This window comes from Sphingomonas ginsengisoli An et al. 2013 (assembly GCF_009363895.1).
Classification (GTDB): Bacteria; Pseudomonadota; Alphaproteobacteria; order Sphingomonadales; family Sphingomonadaceae; genus Sphingomicrobium; species Sphingomicrobium ginsengisoli.
Map to the genome: position 1 here is coordinate 499304 of NZ_CP045434.1, position 18059 is coordinate 517362.

Consider the following 18059-nt stretch of genomic DNA (forward strand, 5'->3'; position numbering starts at 1 on the left):
ACCCTTTGCCGCTTTCGGGAGTTGCACGCCCATGTCCAGCCGTCCGCCCGAACCGCCCTATGATCGCCCTGGTCGCCGCGATGTAGTCGATGAACGCGGCCGTCGCTTCGACCCGCGTGACGACTATGACGTCGAGGAATCCGACCGGGTGGTCGTCCGCCGCCGCCCGCCACTGTGGGTGATCCTCGCCGGGCTGGTCGCGCTGGTGCTGGTCGGCTTCTTCGTCGTCAACCTCGCGCGCAGCGGGCCGGGCGAGGATCGGGTCGACGGCAATGGCGCCACCGCCGCCAACGACAGCGGAGGCAACGCGACCGCGACGGCGGCGGCCGATCCGGCGGCGCGCTGCGCCAGTCGTCAGACCTATGACGGGGTCAAGGCCGAGCTGTTCCGCCTTGCCGCCGCCACCCGCGGCCACGACCAGGCCACTTTCGACCGGCTGGCTTCCTATGCGACGCTGCGGATGGAGTCGCCCGTCCTCAAGAGCCAGGATGGCGCGACCGGCGCGCTCGCCTGCTCGGGCCGGGCCTCGATCGACTTGCCGCCGGGCCTGGTCGTCGCGGGCGGCCGCACCACCCTGTCGGCGCCGCTCGACTACACGCTGCAGAATGCCGCCGACGGCAGCGGGCAGGTGATCACGCTGGCGGGCGCCGACCCGATCACGGTGCCGCTGGCGACGCTCGCCCGGACGGGAGAAACGCCCGCCACGAGCGAGTCCGGATCTGGCGATGCGACCGCGCCCGACGCCGGCTCGCTGGACGAGCCGGGCGTGGCGCCGTCGCCCATTGCGCCGACTCCCCAGCCGCTGCCCGTCCCGCGCGCCGCCACGCCGCCGCCCGCGCCGACCCCGCCCCAGGCCAGCAGTGACCCCGGCTTCAACTGTCGTTATGCCCGCACCCGCGGCGAGATCGCGGTGTGCAACGACGACGGCCTCGCGCTGCTCGACCGGCGGATGACCAGCGTTTACGTCGACGCGCTGCGCAACGCCTCGTCGACGCAATACGCGCTGCTCCACCAGACCCGTGACCGCTTCCTCGGCTATCGCGACCGCTGCGCGAACAGCGCCTGCATGGCGGCCGCCTACCGCGACCGGATTCGCGAGATCAGCGACATCATGGCGGGCCGCTGGCAGCCCTGAGGCTTGCGCCCTGGCGCGCGACTGGCCAGACGGGCCCGGTAGCGGCGAGGGCATTTCAACGACATGTGCGGCATCGCCGGAACCTACGGAAACGCACCACCCGACGAACGCCTGCTCGAGGCGATGGGGCAGAGCCTGCGCCATCGCGGCCCAGACGCCGGCGGGGTCTGGCGCGACGCCGAGGCCGGCATCGGTTTCTCGCACCGCCGGCTCGCCATTGTCGACCTGTCGCCGCACGGCGCTCAGCCGATGACCTCGGCCGACGGGCGCTGGACGCTCTGCTACAATGGCGAGATCTACAATCACGGCGCGATCCGCCGCGCGCTGGAGAGTGAGGGCGCCGGACCGCCGGGCGGGTGGCGCGGGCATAGCGACACCGAGACCATACTCCAGGCGATCGCCACCTGGGGCCTCGACCGCACGCTCGCTGCCGCCGCCGGCATGTTCGCCTTCGCGTTGTGGGACGCCGGTGAGCGCCGGCTGCTGCTCGTCCGTGATCGCTTCGGCGAGAAGCCGCTTTACTACGGTTGGTGCGGCCGAGATTTCGTCTTCGCTTCCGAGCTCAAAGCCTTGCGGCGCCACCCGAACTTCCGCGGCGAGATCGACCGTGCCAGCCTCGACGCCTTCGCCCGCCGCGGCAACGTCCCGGCGCCGCGCAGCATCTATCGCGGCATCTTCAAGCTGCCGCCGGCCTCGATCCTCACCCTCGACCGCGCGGCAGCGACGACGCCGCTGAGCGAGGCACCGGCAGCGGATGGCGGATTTCTGCGACATTATTGGGACTATCGCCAAGTCGTCGCCGCCGGCTTCGCCGAGCCGATCGCCGATGAGGCGGCGGCGCTCGCCGCGCTCGAGGAGGCGCTCGGCCAGGCGATCGCCGACCAGGCGGTTGCCGACGTGCCGGTCGGCGCTTTTCTCTCGGGCGGGGTCGACAGTTCGACCGTCACCGCCCTCTACCAGCGCCACTCGCGGCACGCTGTGCGGACCTTCTCGATCGGATTTGGGGAGGAGGGGTATAACGAGGCCGACCACGCCCGGGCCGTCGCCGAACATCTCGGCACGGTTCACCACGAGCAGCTCGTCACCGCTGCTGACGCCAGGGAAATTATTCCCCTGATTCCCGCCATTTATGACGAGCCGTTTGCCGACAGCTCGCAGATTCCGACCTTTCTCGTCAGCCGTTTCGCGCGGGGCGAGGTGACGGTGGCGCTGACGGGGGACGGGGGCGACGAGCTGTTCGCGGGCTATAATCGGCATGTCCAGGCGCCGGCGTTGTGGCGGCGTTTGTCGCGGATTCCTGCGCCTTTTCGGGCCGCTGGCGGGGTGCTGGGGCGGGTGCCGCCGGGGGTCTGGAAGGGGTTGCTGCCGAGTGGGCAACCCCATGTCGGAGCCAAGATCCAGAAGGGATTGCAGGTCGCGGGGAGGGCGCGGTCGCTGGGGGAATTGGCCGATCTGTTCCTCGACGAATGGGCGGGGGAGGAGCCCGTTCGGGGCGCGAGCCGCGTCGAAATCCGCCATTTGGCGGATTCGAATCCGCCAAATGCCATCGATCTGACCACTGCCGACGCGCTCGGCTTTCTGCCCGACGATATTTTGACCAAGGTCGACCGGGCGTCGATGGCGGTCAGCCTCGAAACCCGAGTGCCGTTTCTCGACCACCGCGTCGCCGAACTGGCCGCGCGGATTCCGCTGTCGCTCAAGATCCGCGATCGTCGGGGGAAGTATCTCGTCCGGCAGTTGCTTTACCGTCATGTCCCGGCGGCGTTGATCGACCGGCCCAAGACCGGTTTCGGGATTCCGCTCGGCGACTGGCTCAAGGGGCCGCTACGCGAATGGGCCGAGAGCCTGCTCGAACCGGCGAGCTTGAACGAGCAGAGCTGGTTCGAGACCGCGCTGGTGCGGCGGCGGTGGGCGGATCATCTCGCCGGGCGGCGCGACGGGGCGCAGGCCTTGTGGAGCGTACTGATGTTCCAGGCCTGGCTGGCCGAGCAACGAGGCTAGGCGGGCAGCGCCTCGTCGATTTCGACGATCCGGCCGCCGTCCAAGCGGACGATGCGGTCGCAGCCGCGCAAGGCCGAGCGGCGGTGGGCGATGATGAGGATGGTAGTGCCGGCGGCCTGGAGGCGGTCGAGCGCGGCGAGGATCGCCGCCTCGGTCTCGTCGTCGAGCGCGCTGGTGGCCTCGTCGAGAACGAGGACGGGCGTGTCGCGGTAGATGGCGCGGGCGAGGCCGATCCGCTGGCGCTGGCCCCCCGATAGTCGCGCACCGCGCTCACCGACCGGGGTGTCGACCCCGGCGGGCAACTCGGCGACCAGCGCGTCGAGCTGCGCCAGCGTGAGCGCGCGGGCGAGACGGGCGGGATCGCGCGCCGCCGCGGGAACGCCGAAGGCAATGTTGGCGGCGATGCTGTCGTCGCTGAGGAAGACGGCCTGGGGGACGTGGGCGATGAGCCGCCGCCACCGCGGCCGCTCGGTCGCGCCGACGGGGACACCGTCGACCAGCAGCGCGCCGGCGGTTGGCTCGAGCAGGCCCATGACGAGGTCGGCGAGCGTGCTCTTGCCGCTGCCGGTCCGCCCGCTGAGCGCGATCCGCTCGCCCTTGGCGATGGTGAGGTCGATGCCGGCGAGCGCGGGGCCGGCGCGGTCGGGGTAGGAGAAGTCGACGTGGCGCAGGGCGATGTTGCGGGCGAAGGGCAAGGGCGGGACGTCGGTGTCGTTGGCGGTCGGGAGCGGCAGGCTGAGCAGGCGCAGCACCTCGCGGGTGATGGCCTGGCTCGCGGTCAGCGCGGCCCAGCTCTGGTAAAGCTGCTGGAGGAGCGGAAGCAGGCGCTGCGCCCCGAGCGCGAGCGCGCCGAGCAGGGGCGGCGCGGCGACCAGCCCGCCCGGCCGTCCGCTCAGCCACAGCGCGAGCAGGGCGATGAGGCCGAGGCCGAGCGCCTCAACCAGGAAGCGCGGCGCGGCGGCGATGGTGGCGCTGCGGGCCTGGGCCAAAGCGAGCGCGCGGTCGCTGCGGCGGAATAAGTCGAGGGCGGTCGCGGCCGAACCGTCGAGGATGATGTCGCGGATCGCGCCGTGGCTGTCCTGAACGAGCCGGATGCGGCGGTCGTAGTGGCGCTCGAAATCCTGGCCGGCGCGGGCGAGCGGTCCGCGCACCGCCAGCGCGATCAGTCCGTAGAGCAGGCCGAAGCCGAGGAGGACGACGCCGGCGACGAGCGGTTCGAGCCAGAGCAGCGCGCCGAACAAGGCGGCGGCGATCAGCAGCGCGGCGAGCCCCTGGAGCAAGGGAAGGAGGACGCGCCAGACCAGTTCCTCGACCTTGGCGAGGGCCGCGACCAGCCCGCTCGAATGCTGGTGGAGGTGGAAGGAGTAAGGCTGAAGCAGGAGCCGGCGCTGGATCTCGACCGCGGTATCGTGGCCGGTGGCGGCGGCGAAGCGCTGGGTCCAGCGAGTGAGAAGGAGCCGCAGCAGCCCCGCCGCCAGCGCCGCCGCGGCGAACAAGGCGGCGGCCTCGCCGACGGTGAAGCGCTGGGCGAGAGCGCTCCAGCGGCTGTTCGCCGAGCCGCCCGCCAGCAGGGTGAGGAAGGGGACTAGCGCGCCGACGGTGACGAGGTCGGCGAGCGCGCCGACCACCATCAGCGCGACCAGCAGCACCGCCTCGCGGCGGCGGGCCGGGGCGATCAGCCGCAGGATCGGTCGAAGCGTGGCCACGGCCAAGCCTAGCGGGGGGTCAGGGCAGCGACAATCATGCCGGCGGTTGCGGCGGCGGCGGGACCAGCACGGCGGGGCGGCGGCGGGCGACGAGCAGGAGCAAAGTCGGCAGGATCATGGTGAGGAGGATGTCCTTCATGCTCTCGCCATATTGCTGGCCGGGGTCGGGCCATTGCTCGACCCACAGATCGTTCGCTTCGTTGAGCAGCTCGACCGCGAACACCGCCAGCCAGGGACGCCATGACGCCAGCCCGCGACGCGAGAAAGCGGCGGCAGCGAGTTGCAGGGTCACGCCGACGAGGACGTGGAGGCTGTCCATGCTGAAGCCGCTCGCATGCTCGACGAACAGCTTGATCTGGTACCAGAGGATGGGTCGGCTCGCTCAGGCGATGCCGACGCCCTGCGCTTAGCTCGGCGAGAGCGGCGGCAGGTTGATGGTGCTGTTGTTGTTGCCCTTGCCGGCGAGCAGCGCGACGCCGGCGGCGACCGCGGCGAGGCCGAGCAGGATCGGCAGGAAGCCGAAGCCTCCACCGGCGACCGGGGCGGCGGCAGCGACCGGCAGCGGGGCCGGCACGGCCTCGGCGACCGGGGCAGCGACCGGAGCGTCGACCTGGGGCAGGACGCAGCCGACGGTGCCGACCTGGCCCGCGGCAGCGGCGGCGGCGACGTTGGCGCAGAGCGCTGCACCCGACGAGGTCGAGCCCAGCGCGCTCAAGGCGACCCACGGGCTCATCAGCGCGGCCTGCGAGGACTGCGACTGCACCGCGGCGGCAGCCGGCGACGACAGGGTGAAGGAGGCGGCGGCCAGAACTGCAATGATCTTCACGGTCGGACGCACCACGAGCATTCCTTTTCAACGACTGCCCGCCCATAACAAGGGCGACTGCCGAATAATACCCCTAGAACGCGATAAGCCTAGCTGGTTTCCGGCCCCTAGCAAATTCAATGTTGATAGATGGTTACTGTGATAAAACGGTAACCCTTGCGGGCGTGGCTGGCGCTCGGCCCACGGCTGGCTAGAATGGCGGCCATGACCGAGCCGCGAGGCGCACCGCGGCTGCTCGCGAGTGCCAACAGCCTGTGGAATTTGTCCAACTTTCGCGGCGGCCTGCTGCGCGGGCTGGCGGCGGCCGGCTTCGAGCCGGTGCTGGCGGCGGCGCCGGCGGATGAGCCGGTGGCGCTGCCCTGGTGCACCGCCGCCCTTCCGCTGCGCAGCGACGGGCTCAATCCCGCTGCCGATGCGCTGTTGCTGGCGCGGTTCGTGCGGCTGCTCAGGCGCGAGAGGCCTGCGGCGCTGATCAGCTGGACGGCCAAGCCCAATATCTACGGGGCGATGGCGGCGCGGCTCACCGGCATTCCCGCCTTTCCCAACGTCAGCGGGCTGGGGACCGCCTTCATTCGCGGCGGGCTGCTCCAGCGGCTGCTGAGCGGGCTCTACCGCACCGCCTTCGCGCGCTGCCCGGCGGTGTTCTTCCAGAACGGCGAGGATGCCGCGCTGTTCGTCGGTCTGGGGCTGGTGCGGCATGAGCAGGTACGGCTGTTGCCGGGGTCGGGGGTCGATCTCGCCCGCTTCGCCGCGCGGCCGCTGCCGGCGGAGGAGGGGCCGCTGCGGCTGTTGTTTGTCGGGCGGCTGCTCGGCGACAAGGGGGTGCGCGAGCTGGTCGAGGCGGCGCGGCTGCTAAAGGCGGAAGGGGCCGGGGTGCGGTTCCAGCTGCTGGGGTTTGTCGGAGCGCAGAACCGGACCGCCATCACCAAGGACGAACTCGACGGGTGGCTCGCCGAGGATCTGCTCGATTATCTCGGCACCGCCGAGGATGTGCGGCCGGCGTTGGCGCAGGCGCATGGGGTGGTGCTGCCCTCCTATCGCGAGGGGCTGCCGCGCTCGTTGCTCGAGGCGGCGGCGGTCGGACGGCCGCTGCTGGCGAGCGACGTTCCCGGCTGCCGCGACGTGGTCGAGGATGGGGTCAACGGGCTGCTGTTTCCGGTCCGCTCGGCGGAGGGCTTGGCGGCGGCGGTGCGCCAGTTTCTCGCCTTGACGCCGGACGAGCGGCAGAGAATGGGCGACGCTGCCCGGCGCACGGCCGAAGAGCGGTTCAGCGAGGAGCAGGTCGTCGCGGCCTATCTCAAGGAACTGGCGCCCCTGCTGCGGGCGGGCGGAACGAGGAGTGACGGCTGAGTGTGGGGTCGCTGGCGAAAGGCGCAGGCGCGGCAGTGGGGGGGGGCCGAGGGCTATCGTGCTTATGCGGTGGGCGACGTCCACGGGCGGCTCGACCTGCTCGACGGGTTGCTGGTGCAGATCCAGGAAGACCATGCGGGCCGGGCGGCGGGGGTCCAGCCGCTGCTGGTGCTGCTCGGCGACCTGATCGACCGCGGGCCCGACAGCCGCGGGGTGCTCGAGCGGCTGATCGCCGCGCCGCTGGCGGGGTTCCAGACGGTGGCGCTGTGCGGCAATCATGAGGAGGCGCTGCTGCGGCTGCTCGACGAGGCGGAGCCGGGGCTGCTCGAGCGGTGGCTGCACTTCGGCGGGGACGCGTGTGTGCTGAGCTATGGCGAGGACCCCGACCGGCTCGCCGCCTTGCCCGAGGACGAGGCGATCGCGCGGCTGCGGGAGCTGATCCCGGCGGCGCATCAGGAGTATCTGCGCTCGCTCGCCGACACCTTCCGCTTCGGCGACTATCTGTTCGTCCATGCCGGGATCCGGCCGGGGGTGGCGCTCGAGCGGCAGCAGCCGGCGGACCTCCGCTGGATCCGCGAACCGTTCCTGTCCGACCCGCGCGACCATGGGATGCTGGTGGTCCATGGCCACACGATCAGCGACGAGCCGCAGGTGCGCGCCAACCGGATCGGGATCGACACCGGCGGCTATCGCCAGGGCGTGTTGACCGCGCTGATGGTCGACGGCACCCAGCGCTATTGGCTGCAGCAGCGGAGCGGACAATGAGCATCGTCGACTGGCTGGCGGAGGATCTGAAACAGGCGGTCGCCGCGAGCCGGCGGCGATGGCTGGTGACCGGGGCGGCGGGATTCATCGGCTCGAACCTTGCCGAGGCGTTGCTCGGGCTCGGGCAGGAGGTGGTCGGGCTCGACAATTATGCGACCGGCCATGCGCACAATCTCGACCAGTTGCTCGGCGCGGTCGGGCCGGAGGCGGCGAGCCGGTTCACCATGCTCGAAGTCGACATCCGCGACCGCGCGGGTTGCGCCCGGGCGGCCGAGGGGATCGACGTCATCCTGCACCAGGCGGCCTTGGGCTCGGTGCCGCGGTCGATCGCCGACCCGCTGACCAGCCACGACGCCAACGTCACCGGCTTCGTCAACATGATCGAGGCGGCGCGGCAGGCGGGGGTCCCGCGCTTCCTTTATGCGGCGTCGAGCTCGACCTACGGCGACGAGCCCAACCTGCCCAAGCGCGAGGAGCGGATCGGCAACGCGCTGTCGCCTTATGCCGCAACCAAGCTGGTCAACGAGATCTACGCCGGGGTCTATCAGCGCAGCTACGGCTACAAGGCGACGGGGCTGCGCTACTTCAACATCTTCGGGCCGCGGCAGGACCCCGAGGGGGCCTATGCCGCGGTGATCCCCAAGTGGGTGGCGGCGATGATCGCCGGGGAGGAGATCGTCATCAACGGCGACGGCGAGACCAGCCGCGACTTCTGCTTCGTCGCCAATGCGGTGCAGGCCAATCTGCGCGGCGCGCTGGCGGGGGACGAGGCGCAGGGCGAGGTTTACAATGTGGCGGTCGGCGAGCGGACTTCGCTCAACGACCTCCATCGGCTGATTGCGGAAGGGCTCGGAAGGCTCGGCATCGCCTACCACCGGCCGCCGCGGCACGGGCCGTTCCGCGAAGGCGACGTCCGCCACTCGCTGGCCGACGTCAGCAAGGCCGAGCGGCTGCTCGGTTACCGGCCGACCCAAGACCTCGCCGCCGGGCTGGCCGCGGCGCTGCCCTGGTATGTGGCGGAGCTGCGCTAACTCTTAGCGCCGCGATAACCGTCCAAGGCATTGAAGACGCCTGCTTTGCCGCTATGGCTGGGCCAAGCGGGCCGCAGGGCGCGCGGGTGGACGACAAAGGATCGCGAACGTGGCGAAGGCATATGCGACCCTGGGACTGGCGGTAGGGCTGGCGGCGGCATTGGGGTCCTGCGCCGACAAGCGCGGCGGGCCGATCGCCTACAATGTCGCGCTGGCCGCGCCCGACGCGCCCAAGATCGTCCCGCTCGAGCAGGACTATCGCATCGCCCCGCTCGACGTGCTGACGGTTAAGGTGTTCAAGCAGCCCGACCTGTCGGGCGATTATCCGGTCGACCTGACCGGCAACATCTCGATGCCGCTGATCGGCAACGTCCAGGTCGCCGAACTGACCACCAGCGAGCTCGATGGCCGGCTGAAGGCGCAATATGGCGCCAAATATCTCGAGAAACCCGACATCAGCGTCGGGGTGAAGTCGTCGACCAGGCGCAGCGTCACGGTCGACGGCGCGGTCAAGAACAGCGGGTCCTTCCCGGTCGCCGGGCCGGTCTCGCTGATCCAGGCGATCGCGCAGGCCGGGGGGACCACCGAAGACGCCAATCCGCGCCGGGTGGCGATCTTCCGCTCGATCGCCGGCAAGCGGCAGGCAGCGGCGTTTGACTTGACCGACATCCGCCGCGGACTGGCGCAGGACCCGACCATCTATCCGGGCGACATCGTGGTGGTCGACGGTTCGCGGGTGAAGGCGACCCAGAAGGCCATTCTGAGCAACATCCCGCTGCTGTCCATCTTCCGGCCCTTCTGATGCCGGCAGCCGACGCGGCCCAAGGAACTTCCCACCAGTGAATCGCGACCTTTCCATCCCCAGCGGCGACAGCCGGGCGCTGTCGGACCGCGTGGTCACCCCCAACGCCACGCTCGGCGTCGCCGACCGCCAGCATCACGCGCCCAAGCTCGACGCGCAGACCATCCTGCGGGTCATCCGCGAGTGGCACTGGCTGATCGTCGGGGCGACCGCGCTGGGGCTGGCGCTGGGGGTGGTGGCGACCTTGCTGACGACGCCGCTCTACAAGGCGTGGGTCACGCTCGAGGTCAATCCGCCGACGGTGGACGTCTCCGACGACCAGCAGCGCAACCGCTTCGGCAACGACGACAGCACTTACGACTTCGTCCAGACCCAGGTCGGCCTGCTCGGCAGCCGCAGTCTCGCCGAGCGGGTCGCGCAGGACCTCAATCTCGTCAACACGCCGAGCGTGGTCGGCGAGGGCGACGCCACCGCGCGGCTCAACCGGGCGGCGGGGATCGTCGCCGGCGGGCTCGACGTCGTCGCGCCCAAGGACGGGCGGCTGATCCGCTTCAGCTATACCAGCCCTAATCCGCAACTCGCCGCGCAGATCGCCAACGGGGTCGCCGACGGGTTCATCAACTCGAACCTCCAGCGCAAGTTCGAGGCATCGAACTACGCCCGCCGCTTCCTCGAGCGGCAGATCGCCAAGACCCGCGGCGACCTAGAGAAGTCCGAGCGGCAGCAGGTCGCCTATGCGCAGACCGAGGGGATCATCAACCTCCAGGGCACCGGCGGCGACGGCAAGACCGGCGGCGGACAGAGCGATGCCGGCTCGTTGCAGGGCGAATCGCTCCAGGCGCTCAACGCCGCGCTCGCCACCGCCACCGCGCGCCGGGTCGCCGCCGAGGGCGCCTATCGCGCCGCGCAGGCGTCCGGGCCGACCAACGAGGTCAACGAGAGCACGTCGGCTTTGCGGCAGACGAAGGCCGGGCTCGAGGCCGAATATCAGGAGAAGCGCACGCTCCTGAAGCCCGACCATCCCGACATGATCAGCCTGCGCAGCCGGATCGACGAGCTCGACAAGCAGATCGCGCGCGAGACCGCGCAGGTCAGCGGCGGGCGCAACAACAGCTTGGCGCAGGAATATCGCGGCGCCGCCGCCGCCGAAGCGTCGCTGCAAGGGCGGGTTAATGCGCTTAGGGGCTCGGTCCTCGACCTGCGCGGGCGCAGCGTCCAGTACAATATCCTCCAGCGCGAGGTGGACACCAACCGCGCGCTCTATGACGCGCTGCTCCAGCGCTACAAGGAGATCGGGGTGGCCGGCGGGGTCGGCGCGGCGCCGATCTCGATCGTCGACCGGGCGCTGCCGCCGGGCGGGCCGTTCAAGCCCAATCTGCTGATGAACCTGATGGCCGGGCTGGGCCTGGGGCTGCTCGCCGGGATCGGCGCGGCGCTGGGGTTCGAATTCCTCAGCGACACGATCAAGACCCGCGAGGACATCCGCACCAAGCTCCAGCTCGCCTGCCTCGGGGCGATCCCCAAGCGGGTCGCCAAGCAGGGCACGCTGGTGGACGATATCCGCGATCCCTCGTCGGCGGTGGCCGAAGCCTATTCGGCGGTTTGCGCGGCCTTGCGCTTCACCACCGAGGAAGGGGTGCCGCGCAGCCTGCTCGTCACCTCGACCCAGGAGGCGGAAGGAAAGTCGTCGACCGCGCTGGCGGTGGCGCAGAGCTATGCCCGCCAAGGGCGCAGCGTGCTGCTGATCGACGCAGACCTGCGCAAGCCGTCGTTCAAGACCGGCGGCAACGAGCAGGGGCTGGTCGGTCTGCTGACCAACCATGAGGACGTCAACGGGCGGGTGGTGCCGACCCAGTTCGACAATCTGTGGCTGCTGCCGTGCGGGCCGCTGCCGCCCAATCCGGCCGACCTGCTGTCGACCCGGCGCTTCGCGACCATCCTCGAGGACGCCTGCCAGCGATTCGATTTGGTGGTGGTCGACGGGCCGCCGATCCTCGGCCTCGCCGATTCGCCGCTGCTGGCGGCGACGGTCGCCGGAACCCTGTTCGTGGTCGAGAGCGGCCGCACCCGGACGCGGGCGGCGGTGGAATCGCTCAACCGGATCGAGGCGGCGGGGGCGCGGATCCTCGGCGCGGTGCTGACCAAGGCGATCGAGCGTGAGGGCTATGGTTATTATTCGTACCGCTACGGCCAGCTCGAGGACGAGCGCGACGACAAGGTCGTGCTGATCGCGCACCAGGCGGACGCGAGCGCGGACGCGGTTTGACCGTTCTGCGGCGCGGATCGCTGGTGCTGGCGGGGCTGCTGCTAGCGCTGCTCGCGGTGCGGGTGGCGGCGGTGCAGGGGCTGCCGGCGCGGGCCGCGGCCATCTGGCCGGGGCATCCGACGGTGGCGCTCGACGCGGGGCTGCGGGCGATCGGGCAGAGCGTCGCCGCGGGGCATCCGCCGCCGGCGGAGGTGACCGCCGCGGTGAGGGGCGTGGCGCGCCGCGATCCGCTCAACCCGGGGCCGCTGCTGGTCGAGGGGACCAATGCCTTTGCGGCGGGGGAGACGAGGCGGGCCGAGCAGTTGCTGCTGGCGGCGAGCCGGCTCGACCCGCTGGCGCCGGCGCCGCGCTTCCTGCTGGCGCAGCTCTATTTCCGGGAGAATCGCGGGGACGCCGGGCTGGCGCAGGTCGGGTTCCTGTTCGAGCGGCTCGACGGCAATGCGGCGCCGCTGATCCCGGCGCTGGCGCAATATGCGGCGCAGCCGGGGGCCGCGGCGCGGCTCAAGCCCTTGCTCGACCGCCAGCCGCAGACGCGCGGGCTGGTGCTGTCGCTGCTCGCCGAACAGCCCGCCAATTTGCCCGCGATCCTTGCGCTGGCGCCCAAGACTGGCGGCGCAGACGATGCCGAGTGGCGGCAGCGGCTGCTGACCGCGCTGGTCGCCGACCGCCAATATGCGCGCGCTTATGCGCTGTGGCGGGGGTTCGCTCACGTGCCGGCGCCGGCGACGGCGAGCCTGTTCAACCCGCGCTTCGCGGCGGGCGGGCCGCCGCCGCCGTTCAACTGGCGGCTCGAGAGCGGGTCAGCGGGGACCGCCGAGCCGCAGCCGGGGGGCGGGCTGCACCTGCTCTATTTCGGGCGCGACGATACGGTGCTGGCCGACCAGACGATGCTGCTGGCGCCGGGGCGCTATCGGCTCGGGTTCCAGGTGAAGGGACCGGCGACGGGGCTGTCGTGGGCGCTGACCTGCCTGCCCGGCACTGCCGCGCAGGCGCAGGAATTGGCGCGGGGCGCGTTCGACTTCACCGTGCCGGCGAGCGGCTGCGCGGCGCAGCGGCTCGAGCTCAAGGGCACGCCGGGCGATTATCCGATGACGGTCGACACGGTGGTGAGCCCGGTCGCGCTGAGCCGGGGCGCGGCCGCATGAGGGCGCCGGTTCGCCAGGGGATCGCCCCCGCTTATCTGTTCGCCTGCCTGCTGCTGGGCGGGAGCGGGCAGGGGGTGTGGGGGCCGCTGCTGCTGCAACTCGCGGGCGTGGTGCTGCTCGGCTGGAGCTTCTGGTCGGCGCCGCCGCGGCCGCTGGGGGCGAGCGCGCGTCGGCTCGGCTGGCTGATGGGCGCGGCGGTTCTGCTGGTGCTGGTGCAATTGCTGCCCTTGCCGCCGGTCTTGTGGACCTCGCTCCCGGGGCGGGCCGCGGCGGTGGAGAATTTCCGGCTGCTCGGCGAGCCGCTGCCGTGGCTGCCGCTGTCGCTGACGCCTTACGACGGGCTGAGCTCGGCGCTGGGGCTGATCCCGCCGCTGGCGCTGCTCGCTGCGATCCTGCGGCTGGGCGCCTATCGGACGAGCTGGCTGGGAATTGCGATCGGGGCGGGGGCGGTGCTCAACATCCTGCTGGGTGCGCTGCAGATCAGCACCGGGCGCTATTATCTCTTCCCCTTCTCGACGGTGGGGTCGGCGGCGGGCTTCTTCGCCAACGGCAATTACCTCGGCACGCTGCTGCTTGCCGCCATTCCGTTCCTCGCCGCGCTGACCGCGCACGGGCTTCGCGAGCGGCGCTCGCATCGCAAAAGGGTCGGCAGCCTCGGGCTAGCGCTCGGGCCGCTGCTGGTGCTGGTGATGGGGCTGGTCATCAGCAAGTCGATGGCGGCGCTGCTGCTGACGGTGCCGGTGGCGCTCGCCAGCGCGCTGCTGCTGATTAAGCCCGAGCGGGGACGGTGGAAGATCGTCGGCGGGCTCAGCCTCGCCTGCATGGCAATCGGGCTGGTCGCTTATGCGTGGCTGCCGGCGATCAACGATCCCAACAACGCCATGTCGACCGGCATCCGCGCGCATCTCTATGCCAAGACCGCGGCGACCGCGTGGCAGCTGTTCCCGGTGGGGTCGGGGCTGGGGTCGTTCCCGCGGGTCTATGCGCTGTATGAGGATCCGGGCGTGTTCTTCGGCGCGATGGTCAACCATGCGCATGACGATTATCTCGAGATCGCGCTCGAGGGCGGGCTGCCCGGGGTGCTGATCCTCTTGGGCTTCTTGTGGTGGTGGCTCAAGCGGCTGGTCGCGATCTGGCGCTCGCCCGCGAGCACGCCGTTCGAGCGTGCGGCGACGATCGCGGCGGCGACCATCCTCGCCCATTCGCTGGTCGACTTCCCGGCGCGGACGATGGCGATTGCGGCGGTGCTCGCTACCGCGGTCGCGCTGATGGCCGAGCCGCGCGAGTGGCGGCGGGCGGAGGGGGCCACCGCCGAACGCCGCAAGGCGCGCCATGTCAGCCTGGGCTGAGCCGCCGGAACAGGATCTCGCGGGTTCGCCGCACGCCTTCGGTGAGCGGGAAGGACCAGGATTCGCCGATGAGCAATTGGCTGAGGTGGATGCCGAGGGTGCCGCCACGGCGGGCGGTGGGCTCGCTGGGGTGGTCGAGCTGGCGCAGGGCTTCGGCAGCCAGCCAGCGGGTGGCGCGGTCGGGATTGAGCGTTTGGCTCAGCGGCAGGTCGTAGACCGCTTGGCAGAGCAGGAGCGCCAGCCCGGCGGCGCGGCCGGCGCCGGCGTCACGCATGGCGGCGTGGAGCGCGGCCGGGTCGCGGTCGCCGAGCAGGGCGTGGAAGTCGGCGAGCCACTTGAGGCGGAACCAGGCGCTCGAGGCGCCGTGCACCGCGAGATAGGCGAGCAGTGCCTCGCTCGGCAGGGTCGGGACGGCGATGCCGGGGGCGATCGGGACGCTCGGCCCGGGGCGATCGGCGCCAAGGCCGGGGAGCAGGCGCGGGGAGTCGGTCAGGCGGCTGTGCAGCTCGACCAGCAGGCCCGTGGGATGGAGCCAGCCCGATTCCTTGGAATGGCGATGCCAGGCGGCGAGCCGGGCGAGGGTGACACCGTCCTGGGGATGGTAGTCGAGGTCGAGGAGCAGTCGGCCCGCGGCGACGACGTCGGCGGGGCGGACCAGTAGGTCGATGTCGCGGCTGAGTTTGAGCGTGGCGCGGCCGTAGGCGAGCTGCGACAGCGGCAGGCCTTTGACGAACAGGAGCGGAAGGCCGGCATCGACGAAGGTGCGATGGAGGCGGCCATATTCGACTGCTGCGCGGAGGTTGTCGGCGGCGATGGCCTGCGCGTCGGCGGTAAGGGCGTCGGGGACGGCGACGCCGCGAGCGGTCAGGCCGGCGTGGAGCAGGCTCTGGACGCGGTGGCGGCAGGCGAGGGAAATCAGGTCGGCCCAGGCGAGCGGCGGAGCGCCGAGCGGGGCGCCATCCTGCCGGCACGCGGCGGCCAGCCAGCGCAGGGCGGGCGAGGCGGTCAGCGGCGGGGGCATCGGCGCGGGCTCATGGTCGGCACCGGCGCTAGCACGGGGCTGCGCCGGAGCGGAAACTGGACGTGAACGACTATCGCCTGTTCGGACTGGCGATCCGCAGCGAGATTGCGCTGCCCGAGCTGAGCGCGGTCGACACCGTGCGTGTGCCCGACCTCGTCATCCGGGTGGGAGCGCTGCCCGCCGGGCTGCCGTCGGCGCCGGGGTTTCACCCGCTTGAGCGTGGCGGGCTGTTGGTGATCGAAGGGGTGGGGCGTTACCTCGCGTTGGCGGGACGCGAGCTGGTGGTCGAGCCGGTGGCGGGGGTGCCCGAGCGCAATCTGCGCTTGTTCCTGCTGGGGTCGGCGATGGGGCTGCTGATGCATCAGCGCGGGCTGCTGCCGCTCCACGCCAATGCGGTGGTGATCGATGGGCGGGCGTTCGCCTTCACCGGGCCGTCGGGCGTGGGCAAGTCGACGCTGGCGGCGTGGTTCGCGCAAGCAGGATATCCGCTGCTCAGCGACGATGTCTGCGCGATCGGAGTCGATGCCGACGGCGTGGCGCGGGTTTTTCCGGGGCTGCCGCGGCTGCGCTTGTGGCGCGACGCGATTGAGCGGAGCGGGCGCGAGGTTGGCAGCTACGCGCGCTCGTTCGAGGATGCCGACGACTTTGACAAATATGACGTGCCGCTGCCGAGCGGTGGCCTGGCGTCCGAACCAGCCCCGCTCGGCGGGGTGATCCTGCTCGAACGCGGCGAGAACGCCGGCCTCGAGGCGCTCGCGCCCGCCGCCGCGATGGAGGTGCTGTTCGGCAACATCTATCGCGGCGAATATCTGTCCGCCGGCGAGCATGAACGCGTGTGGCGGACCTGCCTCGCGCTCGCCAGCCGGCTGCCGGTGCTGCGGTGGACGCGGTCGTGGCGGCTCGATCACTACGCGGCCGAAGTGGCCGTCCTGCTCGACGCGATCAGGGCGCGAAGTGGGCGATGAATAGACCGGCGCAGAGCGCGTCGAACAGGCTGACGCGGTAGCGGCCATAGACGGCGGGGCTGTTCCAATCGCCAGTCGGCCAGTTGTCGATCGCCTGCTCGATCGCCGCGATGTCGAGGAAGTCGCGGGCCAGGCTATGTTCGCGAATCTCGGCGAGCAGGCGGCGGCAATCGACGGCGCCGGCCTGCTGGTACCAGTCGGCGCTCTGCAGACCGCGCAAGGGTGACGCGAGCACGGCGTCGGGAAGACGCCCGTGCAGCGCGCGGCGTGCCATCGGGCGGAGGACGCCATCGTTGAGCAGCGTTTCGCTCGGCAAGCGAAGGCTCCATTCGACCAGTCGCCGGTCGGCGGTGGGGTCGGTCTCGGCGAGCCCCCAGCGCTGCTGGGAGAGGTGACGGAAGGTGCCGAAATCGCTGGCGCGGATCTGCGCGAGGCGGTCGGCGTGGGGATTGCCGCCGGGCGCGGTCGGTGGGGTCACCCGCCGGCGCTTGGGGCGAAGGAAGCCGCCGGCGGTCGACGGGATGCCGCCGCCGAAGGTGGTCCGGGCCCAGTCGAACAGCGGCGCCGGAATGCAGTGGGCGAGTGCCGTCGCCGCCGCGCCGCGCCGGCGGACGGTCCCGGCCGCAACCAGCGCCGCGCTTTCGCGCCACGCCTGCCGATAGTGTCCGCGCGTCACGAGCCAACGGAGCATCGGCAGGCCGCTGGCGTTAAGCGACAGGTTACCGAGCTCGCCGGTGAGGAGGACGGTCGCGCCGACGCCGCGCGCTGCGTCGCGGGCAGCATTCCACCAGCCGAGGTGGAAGGCGTCGGGGAGCGGCGCCTGGGCGTCGGCGATGAAGGCGCGCGCGTTGGCGAACGGGTCGGACTTTTCGCGCAACAGGCGGTGGTGGATGCCGAGGTGGTTAGCGGTCAGCGCCGCCAACGGGCTTTCGTCGGGATCGGCGTGGCGCATGATCGCGCCCTCGACCGGCCGCCACGGCACGGCGGTGAAGGCGGTCACCCGGTCGGGGCCGGCGAGCGCGGCGGCCGCGCTGGTCACCGCGCCGCTGTCCCAGCCGGCGCTGAGGTGGGTGGCGACCGGACCGCTCGGCAGGCGGAGGCGCACCGCCTCGGCGAGGTGGGCGCGATATTCCTCGGCATAATCGCGGCGGGGGTCGAACGGCTCGGGTTCGGCGATCGGCTGCCACCAATATCGGCGGGTCAGTCGCTCGGGCGCGATGGTGACAATCTCGCCGGGCCGAACCTGGCGGACGCCGGCGAGCGCGGTGCCCTCCTGCAGGGCCGCGTGGCCATCGAGGAAGGCGGCCAGGCCGGCGAGGTCGGGGCGGAGCGCGAGGCCGAGGTCGCGCGGGGCCGAGCCGAAGCGGACGCCGTGCGAATCGCTGACGAACAGGAGCGGGCGCTGCCCCGTGGCGTCGCGCATGAGGTGAAGTTGACGCGATTTGGGCTCAACGACCGCGAGGGCGAATTCGCCGTAGAGGGTGTCGAGGATGGCGATGCCGCGGCGCGCAACCGCAAGGCCGATCAGTTCGGCGGGCGGGATGGCGGCATTGGCGCCGATGCTGACCGCAAAGGCAGCGACGTCGTCCAGCCGCCCGCTGAACCAGACGGCCGGGCGGGTGTCGTCAGCAGCTGCGAGCGACCGCCAGTCGACGGCGCCGGCGAAAATCACGGGCGGGGCAACGGTCCGGCGATCA

At 71.3% G+C, this 18059-nt stretch carries 15 protein-coding genes; 10 read left to right on the top strand and 5 right to left on the bottom strand.

Annotated features, from left to right (window positions below; all coding sequences use genetic code 11):
• Positions 1 to 31 precede the first annotated feature (31 nt).
• Positions 32 to 1135 carry a lysozyme inhibitor LprI family protein gene (locus GCU42_RS02425; RefSeq protein WP_114228008.1) on the top strand — a complete coding sequence of 368 codons (1104 nt, stop codon included), beginning with the start codon at positions 32 to 34 and terminating at the stop codon, positions 1133 to 1135.
• Positions 1136 to 1198: 63 nt separating this feature from the next.
• Positions 1199 to 3136 (top strand): asparagine synthase (glutamine-hydrolyzing), encoded by a 1938-nt coding sequence (gene asnB / locus GCU42_RS02430; RefSeq protein ID WP_114228007.1) that lies wholly within the window; start codon positions 1199 to 1201, stop codon positions 3134 to 3136.
• On the opposite strand, the gene GCU42_RS02435 is transcribed toward asnB, so the two are convergent.
• The 3 genes from GCU42_RS02435 to GCU42_RS02445 form a co-directional block, all read right to left on the bottom strand.
• Positions 3133 to 4842: an ABC transporter ATP-binding protein gene (locus GCU42_RS02435; protein WP_114228006.1), complete on the bottom strand. Its 1710-nt coding sequence runs from the start codon at positions 4840 to 4842 to the stop codon at positions 3133 to 3135. The two genes, asnB and GCU42_RS02435, sit on opposite strands and share 4 nt — an antisense overlap.
• A 34-nt stretch (positions 4843 to 4876) precedes the next feature.
• On the bottom strand, positions 4877 to 5161 hold the full coding sequence (locus tag GCU42_RS02440; RefSeq protein ID WP_114228005.1) for a hypothetical protein: 285 nt from the start codon (positions 5159 to 5161) through the stop codon (positions 4877 to 4879).
• A gap of 87 nt (positions 5162 to 5248) precedes the next feature.
• On the bottom strand, positions 5249 to 5683 hold the full coding sequence (locus GCU42_RS02445; RefSeq protein ID WP_152569424.1) for a hypothetical protein: 435 nt from the start codon (positions 5681 to 5683) through the stop codon (positions 5249 to 5251).
• Between the two features lie 189 nt (positions 5684 to 5872).
• Here GCU42_RS02445 and GCU42_RS02450 point away from each other — a divergent pair, with 189 nt between their 5' ends.
• The 7 genes from GCU42_RS02450 to GCU42_RS02480 all read left to right on the top strand — a co-directional run bounded on the left by GCU42_RS02450 (position 5873) and on the right by GCU42_RS02480 (position 14376).
• Positions 5873 to 7018, top strand: a complete 1146-nt coding sequence (locus GCU42_RS02450; RefSeq protein WP_162789243.1) for a glycosyltransferase family 4 protein — start codon at positions 5873 to 5875, stop codon at positions 7016 to 7018.
• The gene (locus GCU42_RS02455) at positions 7019 to 7783 is read left to right on the top strand and encodes a metallophosphoesterase (protein WP_114228002.1); all 765 of its coding nucleotides are present in this window, start codon (positions 7019 to 7021) and stop codon (positions 7781 to 7783) included.
• Positions 7780 to 8814 (top strand): SDR family oxidoreductase, encoded by a 1035-nt coding sequence (locus GCU42_RS02460; protein ID WP_114228001.1) that lies wholly within the window; start codon positions 7780 to 7782, stop codon positions 8812 to 8814. The genes GCU42_RS02455 and GCU42_RS02460 overlap by 4 nt, the downstream gene beginning before the upstream one ends.
• A gap of 109 nt (positions 8815 to 8923) precedes the next feature.
• The gene (locus tag GCU42_RS02465; protein ID WP_114228000.1) at positions 8924 to 9616 is read left to right on the top strand and encodes a polysaccharide biosynthesis/export family protein; all 693 of its coding nucleotides are present in this window, start codon (positions 8924 to 8926) and stop codon (positions 9614 to 9616) included.
• Between the two features lie 37 nt (positions 9617 to 9653).
• Positions 9654 to 11882, top strand: a complete 2229-nt coding sequence (locus tag GCU42_RS02470; RefSeq protein WP_114227999.1) for a GumC family protein — start codon at positions 9654 to 9656, stop codon at positions 11880 to 11882.
• The gene (locus GCU42_RS02475; RefSeq protein ID WP_114227998.1) at positions 11879 to 13027 is read left to right on the top strand and encodes a tetratricopeptide repeat protein; all 1149 of its coding nucleotides are present in this window, start codon (positions 11879 to 11881) and stop codon (positions 13025 to 13027) included. Before GCU42_RS02470 ends, GCU42_RS02475 begins: the two co-directional genes overlap by 4 nt.
• Entirely contained in the window at positions 13024 to 14376 is a 1353-nt protein-coding gene (locus GCU42_RS02480; RefSeq protein WP_114227997.1) for an O-antigen ligase family protein, read from the top strand. The genes GCU42_RS02475 and GCU42_RS02480 overlap by 4 nt, the downstream gene beginning before the upstream one ends.
• On the opposite strand, the gene GCU42_RS02485 is transcribed toward GCU42_RS02480, so the two are convergent.
• Positions 14363 to 15397 (bottom strand): nucleotidyltransferase family protein, encoded by a 1035-nt coding sequence (locus GCU42_RS02485; protein WP_114227996.1) that lies wholly within the window; start codon positions 15395 to 15397, stop codon positions 14363 to 14365. The genes GCU42_RS02480 and GCU42_RS02485 overlap by 14 nt on opposite strands.
• Before the next feature lie 62 nt (positions 15398 to 15459).
• Here GCU42_RS02485 and GCU42_RS02490 point away from each other — a divergent pair, with 62 nt between their 5' ends.
• Positions 15460 to 16362: a phosphoenolpyruvate carboxykinase (ATP) gene (locus GCU42_RS02490; protein ID WP_114227995.1), complete on the top strand. Its 903-nt coding sequence runs from the start codon at positions 15460 to 15462 to the stop codon at positions 16360 to 16362.
• Here GCU42_RS02490 and GCU42_RS02495 read toward each other — a convergent pair.
• Positions 16340 to 18034 (bottom strand): asparagine synthase-related protein, encoded by a 1695-nt coding sequence (locus GCU42_RS02495; protein WP_114227994.1) that lies wholly within the window; start codon positions 18032 to 18034, stop codon positions 16340 to 16342. The two genes, GCU42_RS02490 and GCU42_RS02495, sit on opposite strands and share 23 nt — an antisense overlap.
• Between the last annotated feature and the right edge of the window lie 25 nt (positions 18035 to 18059).

What these genes read in the sequence shown, in the direction of transcription:
- GCU42_RS02425 (WP_114228008.1), top strand. Translation starts at nt 32, where the DNA reads ATGTCCAGCCGTCCGCCCGAACCGCCCTATGATCGCCCTGGTCGCCGC.
- asnB (WP_114228007.1), top strand. Translation starts at nt 1,199, where the DNA reads ATGTGCGGCATCGCCGGAACCTACGGAAACGCACCACCCGACGAACGC.
- GCU42_RS02440 (WP_114228005.1), bottom strand. Translation starts at nt 5,161, where the DNA reads ATGGACAGCCTCCACGTCCTCGTCGGCGTGACCCTGCAACTCGCTGCC.
- GCU42_RS02450 (WP_162789243.1), top strand. Translation starts at nt 5,873, where the DNA reads ATGACCGAGCCGCGAGGCGCACCGCGGCTGCTCGCGAGTGCCAACAGC.
- GCU42_RS02460 (WP_114228001.1), top strand. Translation starts at nt 7,780, where the DNA reads ATGAGCATCGTCGACTGGCTGGCGGAGGATCTGAAACAGGCGGTCGCC.
- GCU42_RS02480 (WP_114227997.1), top strand. Translation starts at nt 13,024, where the DNA reads ATGAGGGCGCCGGTTCGCCAGGGGATCGCCCCCGCTTATCTGTTCGCC.
- GCU42_RS02485 (WP_114227996.1), bottom strand. Translation starts at nt 15,397, where the DNA reads ATGCCCCCGCCGCTGACCGCCTCGCCCGCCCTGCGCTGGCTGGCCGCC.